The 17,369-nt window shown below is 67.7% G+C and carries 18 protein-coding genes; 9 read left to right on the top strand and 9 right to left on the bottom strand.

What is annotated here, in order from left to right; all coding sequences use genetic code 11:
• Positions 1 to 289 precede the first annotated feature (289 nt).
• A complete protein-coding gene (locus tag ACXI0D_RS08570; protein WP_479642483.1) occupies positions 290 to 991 on the bottom strand; it encodes an SGNH/GDSL hydrolase family protein in 702 nt (233 codons plus the stop codon).
• Positions 992 to 1,204: 213 nt separating this feature from the next.
• Between ACXI0D_RS08570 and ACXI0D_RS08565 the strand changes: the two genes are divergently transcribed.
• The 9 genes from ACXI0D_RS08565 to ACXI0D_RS08525 all read left to right on the top strand — a co-directional run bounded on the left by ACXI0D_RS08565 (position 1,205) and on the right by ACXI0D_RS08525 (position 8,541).
• Positions 1,205 to 1,600 carry a diacylglycerol kinase gene (locus tag ACXI0D_RS08565; RefSeq protein WP_049443619.1) on the top strand — a complete coding sequence of 132 codons (396 nt, stop codon included), beginning with the start codon at positions 1,205 to 1,207 and terminating at the stop codon, positions 1,598 to 1,600.
• A gap of 33 nt (positions 1,601 to 1,633) precedes the next feature.
• Positions 1,634 to 2,383: a TerC family protein gene (locus tag ACXI0D_RS08560; protein ID WP_005408127.1), complete on the top strand. Its 750-nt coding sequence runs from the start codon at positions 1,634 to 1,636 to the stop codon at positions 2,381 to 2,383.
• Between the two features lie 226 nt (positions 2,384 to 2,609).
• A complete protein-coding gene (locus tag ACXI0D_RS08555) occupies positions 2,610 to 3,770 on the top strand; it encodes an MFS transporter (protein ID WP_049443621.1) in 1,161 nt (386 codons plus the stop codon).
• 538 nt (positions 3,771 to 4,308) lie between these two features.
• Positions 4,309 to 4,929: a LemA family protein gene (locus ACXI0D_RS08550; RefSeq protein WP_014036028.1), complete on the top strand. Its 621-nt coding sequence runs from the start codon at positions 4,309 to 4,311 to the stop codon at positions 4,927 to 4,929.
• 3 nt (positions 4,930 to 4,932) lie between these two features.
• Positions 4,933 to 5,820, top strand: a complete 888-nt coding sequence (locus ACXI0D_RS08545) for a TPM domain-containing protein (protein WP_101764945.1) — start codon at positions 4,933 to 4,935, stop codon at positions 5,818 to 5,820.
• Positions 5,820 to 6,314, top strand: a complete 495-nt coding sequence (locus tag ACXI0D_RS08540; protein WP_049443625.1) for a TPM domain-containing protein — start codon at positions 5,820 to 5,822, stop codon at positions 6,312 to 6,314. The genes ACXI0D_RS08545 and ACXI0D_RS08540 overlap by 1 nt, the downstream gene beginning before the upstream one ends.
• A 51-nt stretch (positions 6,315 to 6,365) precedes the next feature.
• Entirely contained in the window at positions 6,366 to 7,253 is an 888-nt protein-coding gene (lgt, locus tag ACXI0D_RS08535; RefSeq protein ID WP_049443626.1) for a prolipoprotein diacylglyceryl transferase, read from the top strand.
• Positions 7,250 to 8,044 carry a thymidylate synthase gene (locus ACXI0D_RS08530; protein WP_049443628.1) on the top strand — a complete coding sequence of 265 codons (795 nt, stop codon included), beginning with the start codon at positions 7,250 to 7,252 and terminating at the stop codon, positions 8,042 to 8,044. Before lgt ends, ACXI0D_RS08530 begins: the two co-directional genes overlap by 4 nt.
• Positions 8,045 to 8,049: 5 nt before the next feature.
• Entirely contained in the window at positions 8,050 to 8,541 is a 492-nt protein-coding gene (locus ACXI0D_RS08525; RefSeq protein ID WP_014036033.1) for a dihydrofolate reductase, read from the top strand.
• An 89-nt stretch (positions 8,542 to 8,630) separates the two neighbouring features.
• On the opposite strand, the gene ACXI0D_RS08520 is transcribed toward ACXI0D_RS08525, so the two are convergent.
• The 8 genes from ACXI0D_RS08520 to ACXI0D_RS08485 form a co-directional block, all read right to left on the bottom strand.
• Positions 8,631 to 9,278 (bottom strand): DUF1287 domain-containing protein, encoded by a 648-nt coding sequence (locus ACXI0D_RS08520; RefSeq protein WP_049443630.1) that lies wholly within the window; start codon positions 9,276 to 9,278, stop codon positions 8,631 to 8,633.
• Entirely contained in the window at positions 9,275 to 10,291 is a 1,017-nt protein-coding gene (locus ACXI0D_RS08515; RefSeq protein WP_049443632.1) for a symmetrical bis(5'-nucleosyl)-tetraphosphatase, read from the bottom strand. Before ACXI0D_RS08515 ends, ACXI0D_RS08520 begins: the two co-directional genes overlap by 4 nt.
• A 15-nt stretch (positions 10,292 to 10,306) precedes the next feature.
• On the bottom strand, positions 10,307 to 10,690 hold the full coding sequence (gene apaG, locus ACXI0D_RS08510) for a Co2+/Mg2+ efflux protein ApaG (RefSeq protein ID WP_008268668.1): 384 nt from the start codon (positions 10,688 to 10,690) through the stop codon (positions 10,307 to 10,309).
• Between the two features lie 13 nt (positions 10,691 to 10,703).
• The gene (gene rsmA, locus ACXI0D_RS08505; RefSeq protein ID WP_049443634.1) at positions 10,704 to 11,507 is read right to left on the bottom strand and encodes a 16S rRNA (adenine(1518)-N(6)/adenine(1519)-N(6))-dimethyltransferase RsmA; all 804 of its coding nucleotides are present in this window, start codon (positions 11,505 to 11,507) and stop codon (positions 10,704 to 10,706) included.
• Positions 11,504 to 12,484 carry a 4-hydroxythreonine-4-phosphate dehydrogenase PdxA gene (gene pdxA, locus ACXI0D_RS08500; protein ID WP_479642482.1) on the bottom strand — a complete coding sequence of 327 codons (981 nt, stop codon included), beginning with the start codon at positions 12,482 to 12,484 and terminating at the stop codon, positions 11,504 to 11,506. The genes rsmA and pdxA overlap by 4 nt, the downstream gene beginning before the upstream one ends.
• 3 nt (positions 12,485 to 12,487) lie before the next feature.
• A complete protein-coding gene (locus tag ACXI0D_RS08495) occupies positions 12,488 to 13,834 on the bottom strand; it encodes a peptidylprolyl isomerase (RefSeq protein ID WP_014036038.1) in 1,347 nt (448 codons plus the stop codon).
• Entirely contained in the window at positions 13,831 to 16,332 is a 2,502-nt protein-coding gene (gene lptD, locus ACXI0D_RS08490) for an LPS-assembly protein LptD (protein ID WP_201370067.1), read from the bottom strand. Before lptD ends, ACXI0D_RS08495 begins: the two co-directional genes overlap by 4 nt.
• 89 nt (positions 16,333 to 16,421) lie before the next feature.
• On the bottom strand, positions 16,422 to 17,360 hold the full coding sequence (locus ACXI0D_RS08485; RefSeq protein WP_049443641.1) for a histone deacetylase family protein: 939 nt from the start codon (positions 17,358 to 17,360) through the stop codon (positions 16,422 to 16,424).
• Positions 17,361 to 17,369 lie beyond the last annotated feature (9 nt).

The raw sequence follows: 17,369 nt of genomic DNA, 5'->3' as shown, positions 1-17,369 counted from the left end.
TTGGCCGGGCTGCGCCCGGCACCCGCCGAGGCAACATCAACATCAAAAGCGGGCATTCCGAGGAGTGGCGGGGCGGCGTGGGTGTGCAGGACACGCCGTAAACCCATCCATGGGGGCTCGATGGCGCCATCCATGGCGCCAACGGTCCTGCACACCCACACCGCCCCGCCTTCGACAGTTCCCCGCGATCCGCAGTGGATCCACGCCATGCGTGGATGAATTCAGTAGATCCACGCCATGCGTGGATAGTGTTGCGGCAGCGCCGGGCCATGCCCGGCGCACGTCCGCCTCAGTTGCAGTTGACCTTCGGCGCCAACGCCCTGGTCCAGATCGCATACCCGGCCGGGGTCATGTGCAGCATGTCCTCGCGGAACAGCGTCGCGTCGGGCTGTCCATCGGCGCCGAGCATCGGCGTGTAGATGTCGGTGAAGCCGGTATTGGGCAGCTTGGCCAGCGCGGCCTTGATCAGGGTGTTGGCTTCGTTGATCGCCGGCAGCAGGTGCGCGCGCGACGGGCTCGGCTTGATCGACAGGTACTCTACCCTGGTCTTCGGCAGGTCGCGATGCACGCGCTGCACGAAGGCGACCACGTCGTCGCGCACCTGCACGGCGCTGCGGCCGCTGTTGAGATCGTTGTCGCCGGCGTAGAAGAACACCTTGCACGGCGCATAGGGCACCACGATGCGGTCGGCGTACCAGGTGCTGTCGCGCACTTCCGAACCGCCGAAGCCGCGGTTGAACACCGGTTGGCCGGGGAAGTCGGTGGCCAGGCTCTCCCAGAAGCGGATCGAGGAGCTGCCGATGAACTCGATGCCACCACGCGGCGGCGGGTTGGCTTGGTCGGCGCTGGCGAAGCGGGCCATGTCGCCGGCCCAGGCCACGTTGGACACCTGTTCGGGCACCTGCGGCGGCTTGGCCGGGCTCAGGGCCTGGGCCAGCGGTGCGGCAGTCAGCAGGCCCAGCATCAGCAGGCAGGTACGGCGACGGGACATCAGGCGCTCCAGCAGGCAAGGGGGCCTCCATCATAGGAGCACAGCCCAGCCCGGTGCTTGCCCCTGGCAGGCCGTTCAGCGGGCCGGCGCGGGGTGCGGTTGGCGGCCTTGTGGCAAAATGGCGGCCATCTGCCTATTCCTGTGCACCCATGATTCCCTGCCGTGCGTCTGAGCGGTCGCTGCGCCGCGCCCCTGTTGCTGGATGTTCCACCCGTGGCTGATCAGTTCGGCCACATGCCCCGCGGCCCGCGCCGCATCTTCCAGGCCGCCCGCTGGTCCTGGCAGGGCCTGCGCGCCGCCTGGCTGCACGAGTCCTCGTTCCGGCTGGAGGTGTACCTGCTGGTGATGCTGACTCCGGTCGCGATCTGGCTGGGCCAGACCCCGGTCGAACGCGCGCTGCTGATCGGCTCGATGCTGCTGGTGCTGGCGATGGAGCTGGCCAACTCGGCCATCGAAGCGGTGATCGAACGCTACGGCAGCGAGATTCACGAGCTGGCCGGCCGCGCCAAGGACATGGGCTCGGCGGCGGTGTTCGTGCTGATGATGAACGTGCTGCTGTGCTGGGCGCTGGTCGTGGTTCCGCACGCGCTGGCCGGCAACTACGGCTGAAACCCCATTCCCCCACTGCCTTGAAGAGTTTCCATGTCCTTTGAGTTCCTCGCCGACCCCAATGCCTGGGTGACCCTGTTCACGCTCAGCGCGCTGGAAATCGTGCTCGGCATCGACAACCTGGTGTTCATTTCCATCGCGGTCAGCAAGCTGCCGGAAGAGCGTCGCCCGTTCGCCCGCAAGCTCGGCATCGCGGTGGCCTGCATCACCCGCATCGGCCTGCTGGTGTCGTTGGCCTACCTGGCGCACATGGCAGCCAACCTGTTCACCGTGGCCGGCATGGGCATCTCCATCCGCGATCTGGTGCTGATCGTCGGCGGCCTGTTCCTGATCATCAAGGGCTGCATGGAGATCAAGGAACTGATCAGCGGTGGCGAGGACGAAGATCCCAGCACCACCAAGGCCTCGGCCGTGTTCGGCTACGTGATCGCCCAGATCGCGGTGATCGACATCGTGTTCTCGCTGGACTCGGTGATCACCGCTGTCGGCATCGCCGACCACATCCCGGTGATGGTGGCCGCCATCCTGCTGTCGGTGCTGGTGATGCTGCTGGCCGCCAACCCGCTGGGCCGCTTCATCGACGCCAACCCGACCGTGAAGATGCTGGCCCTGGCCTTCATCCTGATGATCGGTGCGGTGCTGATCCTGGACGGCCTGGACGTGCACGTGCCCAAGCCCTACATCTACGCCGCGATGGGCTTCTCGGTGCTGGTGGAGTGGCTGAACCTGCTGATGCGCCGCCGCGCCCGCGAACACAACGTGCCGGGCGCCGGCAACTGGTAAGCGCGCCACTGGCACGTGTGTCACCCAGAACCCCCGGCCTGGCCGGGGGTTCTGCGTTGTGGGGGCCCGGTTCTACAACGGCACTGCGGTTTTTGCACTTGCAGCGGGGTTCCGGCCTCCACTTGTGAACCAGGATCAACAGTGTTTTCCCGGGGCGAGGCTTAATCCGGTGTGGCAAAGCGCGCAGGCTACGCACTCCCGATTCCCGCCCCCCCAGGAAACCCCCATGAATTCCAGAGCCGCCCTGCTGGCGCTTGCCGTCGGCGCCTTCGCCATCGGTACCACCGAGTTTGCCCCGATGGGCCTGTTGCCGGTCATCGCCGACGGCGTGGGTGTCGGCATTCCCACCGCCGGCATGCTGATCACCGCCTACGCCGTGGGCGTGATGCTGGGCGCACCGGTAATGACCCTGCTGATGGGCCGTTTCGGCAAGCGCACCGCGCTGATGCTGCTGATGTCGATCTTCGTGGTCGGCAACCTGTTGTCGGCGCTGGCCCCGAACTACGGGCTGCTGTTGCTGTCGCGCCTGGTCACCAGCCTCAACCACGGTGCCTTCTTCGGCATCGGTGCGGTGGTCGCCGCCAGCCTGGTGCCGAAGGAAAAGCAGGCCGCGGCCGTGGCCACCATGTTCATGGGCCTGACCATCGCCAACATCGGCGGTGTGCCGCTGGCCACCTGGGTGGGCCAGCAGCTCGGCTGGCGCCTGTCCTTCGCCGGTACGGCGGCACTGGGCCTGGTCGCCATCGCCGCGCTGGGCTTCGCGCTGCCGGCGTCCGCACCGGGGCCGCGCCCGGACGTGCGCCGCGAACTGAAGGCGATCCTGCAGCCGCCGGTGCTGCTGGCGATGGCCACCACCGTGCTCGGCGCCGGTGCCATGTTCACCCTTTACACCTACGTAGCGCCGGTGCTGACCGAACTGACCGGTGCCTCCAACGGCTTCATCGCGATGTCGCTGGCGCTGATCGGTATCGGCTTCACCGTCGGCAACGGCATCGGTGGGCGCATGGCCGACTGGTCGCTGGATGGCGCCACCCGCATCCTGCTGGCCGTCCTGGCGGTGCTGATGTTCGTGCTGCCGCTGGCCTTCATGAGCCACGCCACCGCTGCCCTCGGTGTGCTGCTGTTCGGCGCGGCGACCTTCGCCCTCGTACCGCCGCTGCAGATCCGGGTGATGCAGGCGGCCAGCGAGGCGCCGGGCCTGGCATCGTCGATCAACGTCGGTGCGTTCAACCTGGGCAATGCCGTGGGTGCGGCGCTGGGCGGTGCGGTGATCAGCTCGGGCCTGGGCTATGCCGCGATTCCGGTAGCCGGTGGCCTGCTGGCGGCCTCGGGGTTGCTGCTGGCGTGGCTGGGGCGTCCTCGTACTGCGGTGGCCGAAGCCTGCTGAGTGATGTGGGGTTCCGGCAGGGCTTGCAGCCCTGCACCCGCCGAGGCCACTGCAACAGCAAGAGCGTGCATTCCGTGGGATGGCGGGGTGGGTCAGTTTGCGGGGGACGCCGCAAGTACGTCCATGTAGGCTCGGTCGCGCCATCCATGGCGCTCACGCCCCCGCAAACTGACCCACCCCGCCTTCGACAGTTTCCCGCAGTCTGCCGGAACGGCGTCCTGCTCCGGTAGGTGTCGACCTTGGTCGACACAAATGCCTGAAGAACCGGCTTTTGCTTTTGATTTTTCTTTTGATCTTCCCGCGGTGCGCAGGAAATTGTCCGTGGCCGGGCGGGTGGGCGTGGCGGGGGTATCCGCGCCATGGATGGCGCGGCTAAGCCTCCACGGACGAATTCACGGCGTCCCCCGCCATGCCCACCCGCCCGGACTACCCAGGCGATCCATGAGCACGCCCCACCGCGGAGGGGGCGGCGCCCGATGGCCGGTCTTTCACCCGAACCATGGCATGCTCGGCGCCAAGCCCACCCGGAACCTCCGCCATGCGCCTGTTCACCCGCGTCCTGCCCCTGATGCTGTTGGCCTCCCTGCTGTCCGGCTGCGGCTACAACGCCATCCAGCAGAAGGATGAAGCGGTCAAGGCCAGCTGGTCGGAGGTCATCAACCAGTACAAGCGCCGCGCCGATCTGGTGCCCAACCTGGTGCAGACCGTGAAGGGCTTCGCCAGCCAGGAAGAGCGCGTGCTGACCGAAGTCACCAACGCCCGTTCGCGTGTCGGCCAGATCAACGTCAACGCCGACGACGAAGCCTCGCTCAAGCAGTTCCAGCAGGCCCAGGGTGAACTCGGCAGCGCGCTGTCGCGGCTGCTGGTGGTCAGCGAGAACTATCCGCAGCTGAAGTCCGACCAGAACTTCCGCGACCTGCAGGCGCAGCTGGAAGGCACCGAGAACCGCGTCACCGTCGCGCGCGGCCGCTACATCCAGCAGGTGCAGGACTACAACACCTACATCCGCTCGTTCCCGCAGGTGATCACCGCCAAGATCTTCGGTTACAAGACCAAGCCGAACTTCACCGTGGACAACGAAGCGCAGATCTCCAATGCGCCGGCGGTCGATTTCGGCAACGCGCCGCAGCAGCAGCCGGCACCGCAGCCGGGCCACTGACCGATGCGCCTGGCCACTGCGCTGCTGGCCCTGCTGCTGTGGCTGCCGCTGGCGTCGCAGGCGCAGCAGCTGGCGCCGATTCCGGCGCTGGATTCGCCGGTGGTCGACACCACCGGCACGCTGGACGCCACGCAGAAGCAGGCGCTGGTGCAGCAGGCGACTGACCTGCAGCAGCGCAAGGGCAGCCAGCTGCAGGTGCTGGTGGTGCCGACCACCCAGCCGGAGGACATCGCGCAGTACACCACGCGGGTCTTCGACCAATGGCAGATCGGCCGCAAGGGCGTGGATGACGGCGTGCTGCTGGTGGTGGCCAAGGATGACCGGCGTGTGCGCATCGAGCCGGGCTATGGTCTTGAAGGCGCCATCCCCGATGCCATCGCCAACCGGGTCATCCAGGAATACCTGGTCCCACGCTTCCGCAGCGGCGACTACGCCGGCGGCATCACCGATGCCACGGCGGTGCTGGTCAAGCTGATCGATGGCGAAACGCTGCCGGCACCGGTCAGCGGCCATCGCGGGCGGGAGCCTGGCGGTGGCGGCGACAGCTGGTTCCTGGCGTTGTTCATCGGTGTGTTCGCCGGCAGCATCCTGCGCGGTGTGTTCTCGCGCGTGCCGCGTCCGCTGCGTGGCCTGCTCGGCGGCGCCGGTGCAGCGCTGCTGGCCTTCGTGTTCACCTCCACCGTCCTGGCCAGTGGTGTGGCCGGCATCGTGGGCCTGATCGTGGCGATGCTCTCCGGCCATCCGGGCCGTTTTGCCGGTGGCGGCGGCTGGGGCGGCGGCAGCTGGGGCGGGGGAGGCGGTTTCGGCGGCGGCGGTGGATTCGGTGGTGGTGGTGGCTGGGGCGGCGGTGGTGGCCGTTCCGGCGGCGGCGGTGCTTCGGGAGGCTGGTGATGATCCAACGTCTATGTCGCCATGTATTTTCGCCGTCGGTACGGCGCGCGTTCCCGCCCGCCACATTGCAGGCGATCACCGAGGCCATCGCGGCCGGTGAGCAGCGCCACGGCGGGCAGGTGATGTTCGCGGTGGAAGCGGACCTGCCGTTGGGTGCGCTGTGGCACAGGGTGACCCCGCGCCAGGCCGCCGAGCATGCCTTTGCGCGCCTGCGCACCTGGGATACCACCCACAACAACGGTGTACTGATCTACCTGCTGCTGGCCGACCACGCGATCGAGATCGTCGCCGACCGTGGCCTGCAGGGCCGGGTCAGCCAGGCGCAGTGGCAGCGGGTCTGCACCCACCTGCGCGAGGGGCTGCGCGGGCCGAACCCGGTCGAGGCGCTGCGTGGCGCCATTGAGGAAGTCTCGACCCTGGTGGAGGGGCACTTTCCGGCCTCGATGCGGTCAGACGATGACGGCCTGCCCAACACGCCCCAGCTCCTTGGTTGAGCCGGGGCCGCACTGGCCCGAGAATAGGCGTTCAACCGCAAGGCACCTTCCATGATCTATTTCCACGACATCGACCCCATCGCCCTCTCGCTGGGGCCGATCAAGGTGCATTGGTACGGCATCATGTACCTGCTCGGCTTCACTGCGGCCTGGCTGCTGGGCCGCAAGCGCATCGCCGACGGGCGCCTGCCGGGCGTCGATGCCAACGGCTTCTCCGACCTGCTGTTCTACGCCATGCTCGGCGTGGTGCTGGGCGGGCGCATCGGCTACATGCTGTTCTACGCGCTGGGCGATTTCCTGCACAACCCGCTGCTGCTGTTCAAGGTGTGGGATGGCGGCATGAGCTTCCACGGCGGCCTGCTGGGCGTGCTCGGTGCCTGCTGGTGGTGGTCGCGCAAGCACAAGCTGCACTTCTTCGACACCATGGATTTCATGGCGCCGCTGGTGCCGCTGGGCCTGGGCTTCGGCCGTATCGGCAACTTCATCGGTGCCGAGCTGTGGGGCAAGTACACCGACGGTACCTGGGGCGTGGTGTTCCCGTCCGGCCTGCCGGCCCCACTGAACCAGCTCGACCACGCAACGCTGCAGGCGCAGTTCGCGACCGGCGCGCTGAATCAGTTCGCCCGCCATCCCTCCCAGCTGTATGAGGCGTTCCTGGAAGGCCTGGTGATGTTCGTGGTGCTGTGGACGGTGTCGGCCAAGCCGCGTCATCGCTATCTGGTCGGTGGCCTGTTCGCACTGATGTACGGCCTGTTCCGCTTCGCCGTCGAGTTCGTGCGCATGCCCGACAACGGCGTCTACGTGGCCTTCGACTGGCTGACCCGTGGCCAGATCCTCAGCCTGCCGCTGATCGCCTTCGGCCTGGTGCTGCTGGTGATGTCGCGCCGCGCGCCGGTACTGCAGCCGCAGCTGCCGGTGGCTGCCGAGGGCAAGGCATGAAGCCCTACCTGGACCTGCTCTCGCACGTGCTGGAACACGGTGCGGAGAAGAGCGATCGCACCGGTACCGGCACCCGCAGTGTGTTCGGCTGGCAGATGCGCTTCGACCTCAACGAAGGCTTCCCGCTGGTCACCACCAAGAAGCTGCACCTGCGCTCGATCATCCACGAGCTGCTGTGGTTCCTGAAGGGCGACACCAACATCGGCTACCTGAAGGACAACCAGGTGCGGATCTGGGACGAGTGGGCCGACGAGAACGGCGACCTCGGCCCGGTCTACGGCAAGCAGTGGCGCAGCTGGGCCACTGCCGACGGCGGCGAGATCGACCAGATGCAGTGGCTGGTGGACGAGATCAAGCGCAATCCTGATTCGCGCCGGCTGGTGGTCAGCGCCTGGAACGTGGGCGAGCTTTCGCAGATGGCGCTGATGCCGTGCCACAACCTGTTCCAGTTCTACGTGGTGGACGGCAAGCTCAGCTGCCAGCTGTACCAGCGCAGCGGCGACATCTTCCTCGGCGTGCCGTTCAACATCGCCAGCTACGCGCTGCTGACCCATATGGTGGCGCAGGCCACCGGCCTGGGCGTGGGCGACTTCGTGCATACGCTGGGTGACGCGCACCTGTACTCGAACCACTTCGAGCAGGCCCGCGAGCAGCTGTCGCGTGAGCCGCGCGCGCTGCCGAAGCTGTGGTTGAACCCGGAGGTGACGGACCTGTTCGGCTTCCAGTTCGACGACATCCGCATCGACGGCTACGACCCGCACCCCGCCATCAAGGCGCCGGTGGCGGTGTGAGCGCAATGAAGCTCTCGATGATCGTGGCGCTGGACCGCAACCGCGGCATCGGCCAGGGCAATGCCATGCCCTGGCACCTGCCGGATGATTTCAAGCACTTCAAGGCGCTGACCCTCGGCAAGCCGATCCTGATGGGGCGCAAGACCGCCGAATCGATCGGCCGCGTGCTGCCGGGGCGGACCAACCTGGTGCTGACCCGCAGCGGCCAGGTGCCGTTCGAGGGCATGCGCGCGGTGGCGTCGCTGGACGAGGCGAAGGCGATTGCCGAAGGCGAGGGCACCAGCGAGCTGTGCATCATCGGCGGCGGCGAGATCTTCCGCCAGCTGCTCGACCAGGCCAGTGACCTGTACCTGACCTGGGTGGATGCCGAAGTGCCCGCCGACACGCATTTCCCCGAAGTGGATGCGCAGGACTGGCAGGAAGTGAGCAGCGAGCCGCACCCGGCCGACGAACGCCACGCTTACGCGTTCCGCTTCGTGCACTACGTGCGCCGCTGATCGCAACGCACCTGTAGAGCCGAGCCATGCTCGGCTGCTTTCCGCGGACACATCCCATAGCCGAGCATGGCCCGGCTCTACAGGATTGCCTACGGCATCCGGTAATGCCCGATGATCGCGTGCTGGAACAGCAGGTTCTCTTCGCGGGTGCCGCGCGCGATGTTGTGCAGTACCAGCGGCGTGCCATCGGCCAGCTGCCGGTCGGAGACGATGCCCACGTGCAGCAGGCCGTTGCCGTTGAGCTTCCAGGCAACGATGTCACCGGCTGCGTAGTCGGTGGCGAGGGCGGTGATCGGTTGCTGCCAGCCCTGCCGTTCGAACCAGCGCATCAGGTTCGGTACGCGACGATGATCGATGTTGCGATCCGGTCGTGACAGGCCCCAGATCGCCGGATAGGCACTGAAGTTGCCGCGCATGTCCTCGTGCACGCGTGCCTGCAGGTCCAGGCCTTGGCTGCGCAGGGCGCGCACCACCACGTCGGTGCACACGCCGCGATCCAGTGGCACATCACCGCCGGGATAGGCCAGCACCTGGTAGGCGGGATCGTAACGGGTGGTGACGCCGATCTGCGCGCGTGCTGCGGCCACCAGTGGCGGCGAAGGGGCCTGCGGCTGCGTCGGCGCATGTGCAGCACTATCCGCAGCCGTGGGAGCAGGCGGCGAGCCGGGCTGGCAGCCGCTGGCCAGGGCCAGCGGCAGCAGCAGCACCGTCCATGGTGCCCAGCTGCGCCGCGTCATGCCTGCGGCGGGGTGCTGTTGTTGTTGCCGCCACCCGTGCCGCCGCCACCACGACGGCGACGACGGCGTGGGCCACGGTTGCCCGGGTTGGCAGCGGCGGCGTTGCCGCCGCCCTGTTCCTTGCCCTGCGCCGCAGTGGCGAGGCGCTCGTGCGCCGGTCGCGCCGGCGGGCGGGCGTTGGGCACCGGTGCCGGTACATCGCGGCCCGGCACCTGCACCACGCGCAGTTCGTCGGTATCGAGCTGGATCGCGGTCAGCTTGCCGCCCCACACCGCGCCGGTGTCGATGGCGTGCACGCCCTGGGTGATGGTCAGGCCCAGCGCCGACCAATGGCCGCAGACGACCTTGAGGTCGCGCTCGACCCGGCCCGGCACTTCGAACCAGGGATACAGCCCCTGTTCCTGCGTGCCCGGCGTGCCCTTGTCCTCGATGCCGATGCGCCCCCGCGGGGTGCAGTAGCGCATGCGGGTGAGCACGTTGATGATCGCGCGCGAGCGGTCGTAGCCGGACAGGTTCGGGGCCCAGCTCGGCTTGTCGCCGTACATGTTGCGGAACAGCTTGCGGTAGCCGGCGCCGTGCAGCTGCACCTCGACCTCGGCGGCATGCTTCTCGGCCATCTGCGTGGTCCACTTCGGCGCCAGGCCGGCGTGCACCATCATCCAGCCCAGCTCGCGGTCCACGTGCACCAGCTTCTGCAGGCGCAGCCAGTCCAGAAGTTCGTCGCGGTCCTCGGCCTGCACGATGCGCAGCAGGTCCGGGTTGACCTTGCGCTGTTCCTCTTCGGTGCGTGCACCGACGGCCAGCAGCGAAAGATCATGGTTGCCCAGCACCACCACGCTGTGCTCGCGCAGCGAATGCACCAGCCGCAGCGTTTCCAGCGACTGGCCGCCGCGATTGACCAGGTCGCCACAGAACCACAGGGTGTCCTGCGCCGGGTCGAAGCGGATCTTCTCCAGCAATCGCTGGGTGACGTCATAGCAGCCCTGCAGGTCGCCGATCGCCCACACACTCATCGTTCGGCCTCCGTGTCAGTGCAGGGTACGCGGGACGGCCAGCACGAACGGTGCGACCGGCGCGGCAAATTCGGTGCCATCGTCGGCGACCATGTCGTAGTGCCCCTGCATGGTCCCGTGATCGGTCCCCAGCATGACACCGGACGTGTAACGGAAGTCTTCACCGGGGCGCAGCCGCGGCTGCTCGCCGATCACCCCGTCGCCATCGACATGCTCGACACGGCCATTGGCATCGGTGATGCGCCAGTGGCGTGCGACCAGGCGCGCCGCGACCCGCCCCTGGTTGTGGATGCGGATCGTGTAGGCGAACGCAAAGCGACCGTCTTCCGGGGCGGATTGATCGTCGAGGAAGCGCGGCGCGACTTCGACGGAGATGGCATAAACGTCAGCGTCTTCCATACCGGCAGTGTAATCAGGAGGCATTGGCCAAAGCGATGAATTCGGCCACGTCCAGCTGTTCGGCGCGGGCATCGGGACGCACGCCGGCGGCGATGAACTGCTCGGCGGACACCACGTTGTTCAGGGCATTGCGCAGGGTCTTGCGGCGCTGCCCGAAGGCGGCCTTGACCACGTCGGCAAAGCGCTTGTGGTCGTTGATGTTGATCGAGGCCGGGTCACGCGGCACCAGCCGCACCACGGCCGAATCGACCTTCGGCGGCGGCCGGAACGCGCCCGGCGGCACCACGAACAGCGAGGTCACCTGGCAGTAGGCCTGCAGCATCACGCTGAGGCGGCCATACACCTTGCTGCCGGGGCCGGCGGCCATGCGGTCGACCACTTCCTTCTGCAGCATGAAGTGCATGTCGCGGATGACCGCGGCGTGCTCCAGCGCGTGGAACAGGATCGGCGAGGAGATGTTGTAGGGCAGGTTGCCGACCAGGCGGATCGGCTGGCCGTCGGCCAGCTCGGTGAAGTCCACGCGCAGCACGTCGCGGTGAACGATGGTCAGCTCGCCCAGCGGCTCGGCGGCGGCGGTCAGCGGCGCGATCAGGTCGCGGTCGAACTCGATCACCGTCAGTTTCGGGTGCACGCGCAGCAGCGGCAGCGTGATCGCACCCTGGCCGGGGCCGATCTCGACCAGGCGGTCGCCGTCTTTCGGATTGACCGCCATCACGATCTTGTCGATGTAGTGGCGGTCGGCCAGGAAATGCTGGCCAAGCTGCTTCTTGGCCGGTGCGGTGAACACCGGGCCGGAGGGGGAATGCGGGGAATTCATGCGCCCAGTGTACGTTGCCGCGCAAGCTGCGCACACAGCGTCGTTGCCGCCTGCAGGCTGGAGGGATCGGCGATGCCGCGGCCAGCCAGGTCCAGCGCGGTGCCATGGTCCACCGCCACGCGCGGGTAGGGCAGGCCCAGGGTCAGGTTCACCGCCTGTTCGAAGCCGGAATACTTCAGTACCGGCAGGCCCTGGTCGTGGTACATCGCCAGCACGGTGTCGAAGCCGGCCAGCTTGGCGGGCAGGAAGGCGGTATCGGCCGGCAGCGGCCCGACCAGGTCCATGCCCTCCGCGCGCAGGCGCTGCAGCAGCGGGATGACCAGATCCAGTTCTTCGCGGCCCAGGTGGCCGTCTTCGCCGGCGTGCGGGTTCAGGCCGAGCACGGCGATGCGCGGCGCAGCCAGGCCGAACTCACGGCGCAGTGCGGCATGCACGGTGCGCAGCGTGTGCTCCAGGCCGGGTGCGGTGATCGCATCGGCCACCTCGCGCAGCGGCAGGTGGGTGGTGGCCAGGGCCACGCGCACGATGTGGTTGGCCAGCATCATCACCACCTTCACCCCGGCCTGGTCGGCCAGCAGTTCAGTGGTGCCGCTGTAGGCGATGCCGCCTTCGTTGATGACCGCCTTGTGCACCGGGCCGGTCACCACGCCGTGCAGTTCGCCGGACAGGCAGGCCTGGCCGGCGCCGAGCAGGGCACCGATGACCGCGCCGGCATTGGCCGGATCGGCCTGGCCGAAACGGCTGGGCGCGGCGTTGCGCACGGCACGCAGGCGCAGATCGCCGGGGACGCGTGCTTCGGCGTCCTCGGGCAGCAGTTGCAGGGGCAGGTTCAGCGCGGCCGCGGCCGCGCGCAGGGTGTCCGGGTCGGCGAAGGCCAGCAGCCGGCAATCTTCACGCGGCTGCTGGACGAGGCGGACACACAGTTCCGGGCCGATCCCGGCGGGCTCGCCCGGTACCAGAGCGAGCTCGGGGCGCATCGGTCAGGACTGCGGCGGGGTGGCGGTGTTTTCCGCGCGGTCGCCACTGCGGAAGCTGACGTAGGCTTCGCCACGCAGTTCCTGCAGGAAGCGGTTGTACTCGTCTTCCAGCTTGCGGCGGCCGATGGTCTCGCGGACCTGGGCACGCTGGTTGTCGGTGGTCACGTCGGTCTGGCGGGTCGCCACGCGCTGCACGATGTGCCAACCGGCATCGGTGCGGAACGGCTGGCTGACGCCACCGTCCTGGAGGCCTTCCACCTGCTGGCCGAAGGCCGGACCGAACGCGTCGGCCGGGAACCAGCCCAGATCACCGCCCTGGCCCTTGCTGTTGTTGTCCTCGGAGGACTCCTTGGCAACGGTCTGGAACTCGGCACCACCGGCAATGCGGGCACGCAGGGTGTCGATCTTGGCCTTGGCGGCGGCGTCGGTCTGGTGGTCGTCCACGCGCACCAGGATGTGGCGGCCGTGGAACTCGGTGACCGTGTGCTCGCCGGCGGCGGCGGAGCTGCTGTCACGCACTTCCACCAGCTTCAGCAGCTGGAAGCCGCTCGGGCCACGGATCGGGCCGACCACTTCGCCCGGCTTCATCTTTTCCATCATCTGGGCGAAGGCCTGCGGGATTTCATCCAGGCTGCGCCAGCCCAGGTCGCCGCCTTCCAGTGCATTCGGGCTGTCCGAATAGCGCACGGCCGCCGCGTTGAAGTCCAGCTCGCCCTTGTCCAGCAGGGCCTTCACACCATCGGCCTTCTTCTGGCCGGTGGCGATCTGGTCGGCGTTGGCGCCGTCGGGCAGGGCGATCAGGATGTGCGCCAGGTGGTACTGGTTGCCCACCGTGGCCTGCTGCTTCAGCGCGGCGTCGACTTCACCCTCGCTGACGCTGATGCGGCTCTGCGCGAAGCTCTGGCGCAGGCGCTGCACGGTGATCTCGTCACGCACCGAAGCACGGAAATCGTTGAAGTCGATGCCGTCATGGGCCAGGCGCTGGCGCAGGGCATCCAGGTTCGAACCATTCTGCTGGGCGATGGAATTCATCGCCTGGTTCAGCTCCTGGTCGCTGACACGGATGCCACTGCCCTGGGCGCGGGCCACCTGCAGCTTGACCAGCACCAGGCGTTCGAGCACCTGGCGGCTGAGCACGTCTTCCGGCGGCAGCTGGTTTTCACGGCCGGCGTACTGCGCCTTGATGTTGGCGATCGCACGCTGGAGCTCGCTCTGCAGGATCACGTCCTCATCGACGACGGCGGCGATGCGGTCAAGCGGCTGCGCCTCCTGGGCAAGCACCTGCAGGGGGGCGGACACGCTGGACACCGCCAGCAGCGAGGCGAGAAGAACGGGGAAGCGCTTGGTCATGGGATCAGGTTCGGATCGTAGTCATCCCGGGTCGCCCCGGTGTTGCTCGGCGGCACGAGATAGAGGTCGTCGCGGTTGTAGCCGAGGATAGCACGGCGCAGGGTGCGGTCCGTGTCCTGCCCCAGGGAGCTCAGGCCCTTGAGCACGAACTCCAGCTGGATGGCGTTGTTCATCTCGCCTTCGCGGTTGCGGACGTAGCGGCGGCCGACCACACGCACGGCCAGGCAGCAGCTGTCCCACTGGACGCCGGCGATGATTTCCAGCGGTTCCTTGTCCTGCAGCGAGTAGTAGTAGCGGCCGACCAGGCTCCAGCGCGCATTCAGCGGATACAGGAACGACAGGTCGGCCTGTTCCAGCAGCGTCCGGTCATGCTTGTTGGCGGTGGCCGGGGCGCCGGAGTTGATGCGGTAGCGGTAGCTGAGGTTGATCACGCCATCGTTGGGCATCAGGTAGCGGGCACGGACGCTGGCCAGATCCTCGCGCTTGTACTTCGGGTCCCACTGGTAGGTGGCGCCCAGGGTCCAGCGGTCGTTGATCATGTAGTTGCCGTCGGCGATCCAGGCCGACTTGCCCTTTTCCACCGGCGCGCCGCCCGGGGTGACGGTCACCCGCGACTCGTCGAAGTACTGGATCTGGCCGATCGAGGCCGAGAAGCGTTCCTTGCCGGTGGTCTGGTCGATGAAGCGGGTACCCAGTGCCAGGGTCAGCTGGTTGGCATCGTTCTGGCGATCTGCGCCGGTATAGCGCGAGTCGCGGAACAGCTGGCCCCAGCTGAAGGTGAAGTCACGGGTATCGAAGATCGGCAGGTCGTCCTGGTTGCGGTACGGCGTGCGCAGGTAGAACAGGCGCGGCTCCAGGGTCTGCAGGAAGGACTTGCCGCCGATGCGGGTCTCGCGATCGAAGAACAGGCCGGCGTCGATGCTGCCGATCGGCAGGCTGCGGCTGGGCGAGGTGTTGCCGCGCAGCTGTTCCGGTGTGGCGGTGTTCGGGTCGATGCCCTGCGAACGCAGGATCTGACCACGGATACCGTCGACGCCGTCGGCCAGGCCGCGATCCAGCTGGTAGGCGGTATAGCGGTAGGCCAGGGTCGGCGTGATGTACCAGGCCGCGCCGCTGATCGGGAACGACACGTACGGCTTCACGTCCAGACGCGAGCCACCGCTGACATTCAGGCCCTTCGTCTTCCGATCGCCATTGCGCGTGTACTGCAGGTCCGGGCCGAAACTGGCGTCGTACTTGTAGTTGATGTCGTCGTGGGTGAAGCGCACGGCTTCGGCGTAGACGCCGGTTTCCAGCCACGGCAGGACCGGCTTGTCCCAGTTGAAGTACAGGCGCGGCTGGCGGTTGTAGGGCAGCGCGCTTTCATTGAGCGTGTAGTCGGTCAGCTGCCAGCGGTCGGCCATGATGCCGGCCGTCCAGTTCTTGCCGGTGCCGTACAGGCCCACGGTGCTCTGCAGGTTCGAGGCGGTCACGCCGACCAGGCGGTTGGCGAAGTCTTCGACATAGCGCTCGTCGCTGACCCAGGCGAGGTTGGCGCGGGCCTGCCAGTGGCTGTCCACATTGTGGTAACCGCTGAACATCACCCGGCCGCGGTCGCGGTCGCGCAGCTTGTCGTTGGGGATGTAGGCGGTCAGCAGCTCGCCGCGGCCGCCGTTGTAGAGGTAGCGGAACTCGTTGTCGAGCATCAGGCCACGCCGGCTCATGTAGCGCGGCATCAGCGTGTCGTCGTAGTTCGGCGCCAGGTTCAGGTAAATCGGCTGGGTGTAGTCGAAGCCGTTGCGGCCGGACATGCCCAGCTGCGGGAACAGCAGGCCGGTCTTGCGGCGGTCGTCGATCGGGAACTTGAAGTACGGCGCCCACAGGACCGGCACCTTGCCGATGCGCAGCACGGCGTTGCGGGCCGTGCCGAAGCCTTCGTCGTTGTCCACTTCGATCTGCGGCGCCGACAGCTTCCACACCGGCTGCGACGGGTCGCAGGTGGTGTAGGTGGAGCGGTGCATCTGGCCGACCGCGCCCTGCAGGTCGACCGACTCGGCATCACCGTTGCCGCGGCGCGACACCAGCTGGTACTTGATGTCAGTGATCTTGTGGGTGTCGCTTTCCTGGTTGCCCTCGGCGCGCTTGGCGACCATGCGGATCGAGGAGTCCTGGTAGCGGACATTGCCGTCGGCGATGTAGTTGCCGGTCTCGGTATCGAAGCTGAGCTTGTCGGTGCCGACGAACTGGTCGCCGCGGCGCAGGGCCACGTTGCCTTCGTACTGCGGCACGGTGGTGGTGCCCAGCAGCTGGTCGCCCTCGATGTCGGTCGGCTGCTGCTCGCGCGCGGCGCTGGCGGCGGCCTTGTCCTGCCCCGGGACCGGGACAGGGGCATCGGTGAACGCGGGAATCACGTCGGTAGCCGGGCACAGGCCCCAGTTGAGCGGCTTTTCATCGGCCATTGCCGGCAGGCAGATGGCGATGCTCAGAGGCAGGGGAAGCAGGCGGAGGGCTCGGCGCACGCGGTTCGGATTCGGGCGAAAACGGACGGTAGCTTGCCCCATCCCTTGCATAGGGGCAATGAAGGGCGTCGGATCCTGCCGGTTCGGGTTCATCCGGAGACGTTGCCTGGAGGGGCCGGCATCAAGGCCCGGACATGGGCCACGCTGCACTCGGCAAGGGCCTGCAGGTCATAGCCGCCTTCCAGCATCGAGACCACCCGGCCGGCCGCATGGCGGCGCGCCAGCGCATGCAGTTCGCGGGTGATCCAGGCGAAATCGTCGGTTTCCAGCATCAGGTCGGCCTGCGGGTCGCGCAGGTGGGCATCGAAGCCGGCCGAGATCAGCAGCAGCTGCGGGCGGAAGTCGTCGATGGCCGGCAGCATCTCGTCGGCCCACACATTGCGGAAGCGGAAACCGCCACTGCCGGGTGGCAGCAGGATGTTCATCAGGTTGCCGGCACCACGGTCACGGCGCAGGCCCGAGTTGGGGAACAGGCCGGCCTGGTGGGTGCTGTAGTACGAGACCCGGGCGTCGTGCTGGAAGATGTCCTGGGTGCCGTTGCCATGGTGGACATCGAAATCGACCACCGCGATGCGCTCCAGCCCATGACGGTCACGGGCGTAGGCGGCGGCGATGGCGATGTTGTTGAGCAGGCAGAAGCCCATCGCGGTGCTGCTGGTGGCGTGGTGGCCCGGCGGCCGCACCGCGCAGAACGCCAGCGGGTCTTCGCCCAGCATCACCGCATCTACCGCCGCCACGCCGGCACCGGCGGCATGCACGGCGGCACTGGCCGAGCCGGGCGAGGTCCAGGTGTCCATGTCCAGCTGGCGCAGCGGCACGGTCTGCGGCTGCAGCACGAAGTCGAGCAGGGCGCTGTCGTGGACCCGGGTCAGTTCGCCGAACTTGGCCGGCGGCGCCTCGCGCCAGTCCAGCTGGCTGGGGAATGCGGCGTGCAGGGCATCCAGCACATGTTGCAGGCGTTGCGGGCACTCCGGATGGCCGGGGCCGGGGTCATGCAGCAGGCAGGACGGATGGGTGAAGACCAGCATCGTGCCGAC

The sequence above is a fragment of the Stenotrophomonas sp. C9D9 genome, assembly GCF_056491205.1.
Note: the sequence above shows the minus strand (reverse complement) of the source record. Positions and strands in the feature narration are given on the sequence as shown.

What these genes read in the sequence shown, in the direction of transcription:
- ACXI0D_RS08485 (WP_049443641.1), bottom strand. Translation starts at nt 17,360, where the DNA reads ATGCTGGTCTTCACCCATCCGTCCTGCCTGCTGCATGACCCCGGCCCC.
- ACXI0D_RS08545 (WP_101764945.1), top strand. Translation starts at nt 4,933, where the DNA reads ATGCGCCTGGCCACTGCGCTGCTGGCCCTGCTGCTGTGGCTGCCGCTG.
- apaG (WP_008268668.1), bottom strand. Translation starts at nt 10,690, where the DNA reads ATGGAAGACGCTGACGTTTATGCCATCTCCGTCGAAGTCGCGCCGCGC.
- ACXI0D_RS08570 (WP_479642483.1), bottom strand. Translation starts at nt 991, where the DNA reads ATGTCCCGTCGCCGTACCTGCCTGCTGATGCTGGGCCTGCTGACTGCC.
- ACXI0D_RS08530 (WP_049443628.1), top strand. Translation starts at nt 7,250, where the DNA reads ATGAAGCCCTACCTGGACCTGCTCTCGCACGTGCTGGAACACGGTGCG.
- ACXI0D_RS08540 (WP_049443625.1), top strand. Translation starts at nt 5,820, where the DNA reads ATGATCCAACGTCTATGTCGCCATGTATTTTCGCCGTCGGTACGGCGC.
- pdxA (WP_479642482.1), bottom strand. Translation starts at nt 12,484, where the DNA reads ATGCGCCCCGAGCTCGCTCTGGTACCGGGCGAGCCCGCCGGGATCGGC.
- ACXI0D_RS08560 (WP_005408127.1), top strand. Translation starts at nt 1,634, where the DNA reads ATGTCCTTTGAGTTCCTCGCCGACCCCAATGCCTGGGTGACCCTGTTC.
- ACXI0D_RS08495 (WP_014036038.1), bottom strand. Translation starts at nt 13,834, where the DNA reads ATGACCAAGCGCTTCCCCGTTCTTCTCGCCTCGCTGCTGGCGGTGTCC.
- lgt (WP_049443626.1), top strand. Translation starts at nt 6,366, where the DNA reads ATGATCTATTTCCACGACATCGACCCCATCGCCCTCTCGCTGGGGCCG.
- ACXI0D_RS08555 (WP_049443621.1), top strand. Translation starts at nt 2,610, where the DNA reads ATGAATTCCAGAGCCGCCCTGCTGGCGCTTGCCGTCGGCGCCTTCGCC.
- rsmA (WP_049443634.1), bottom strand. Translation starts at nt 11,507, where the DNA reads ATGAATTCCCCGCATTCCCCCTCCGGCCCGGTGTTCACCGCACCGGCC.
- ACXI0D_RS08525 (WP_014036033.1), top strand. Translation starts at nt 8,050, where the DNA reads ATGAAGCTCTCGATGATCGTGGCGCTGGACCGCAACCGCGGCATCGGC.
- ACXI0D_RS08520 (WP_049443630.1), bottom strand. Translation starts at nt 9,278, where the DNA reads ATGACGCGGCGCAGCTGGGCACCATGGACGGTGCTGCTGCTGCCGCTG.
- ACXI0D_RS08550 (WP_014036028.1), top strand. Translation starts at nt 4,309, where the DNA reads ATGCGCCTGTTCACCCGCGTCCTGCCCCTGATGCTGTTGGCCTCCCTG.
- ACXI0D_RS08515 (WP_049443632.1), bottom strand. Translation starts at nt 10,291, where the DNA reads ATGAGTGTGTGGGCGATCGGCGACCTGCAGGGCTGCTATGACGTCACC.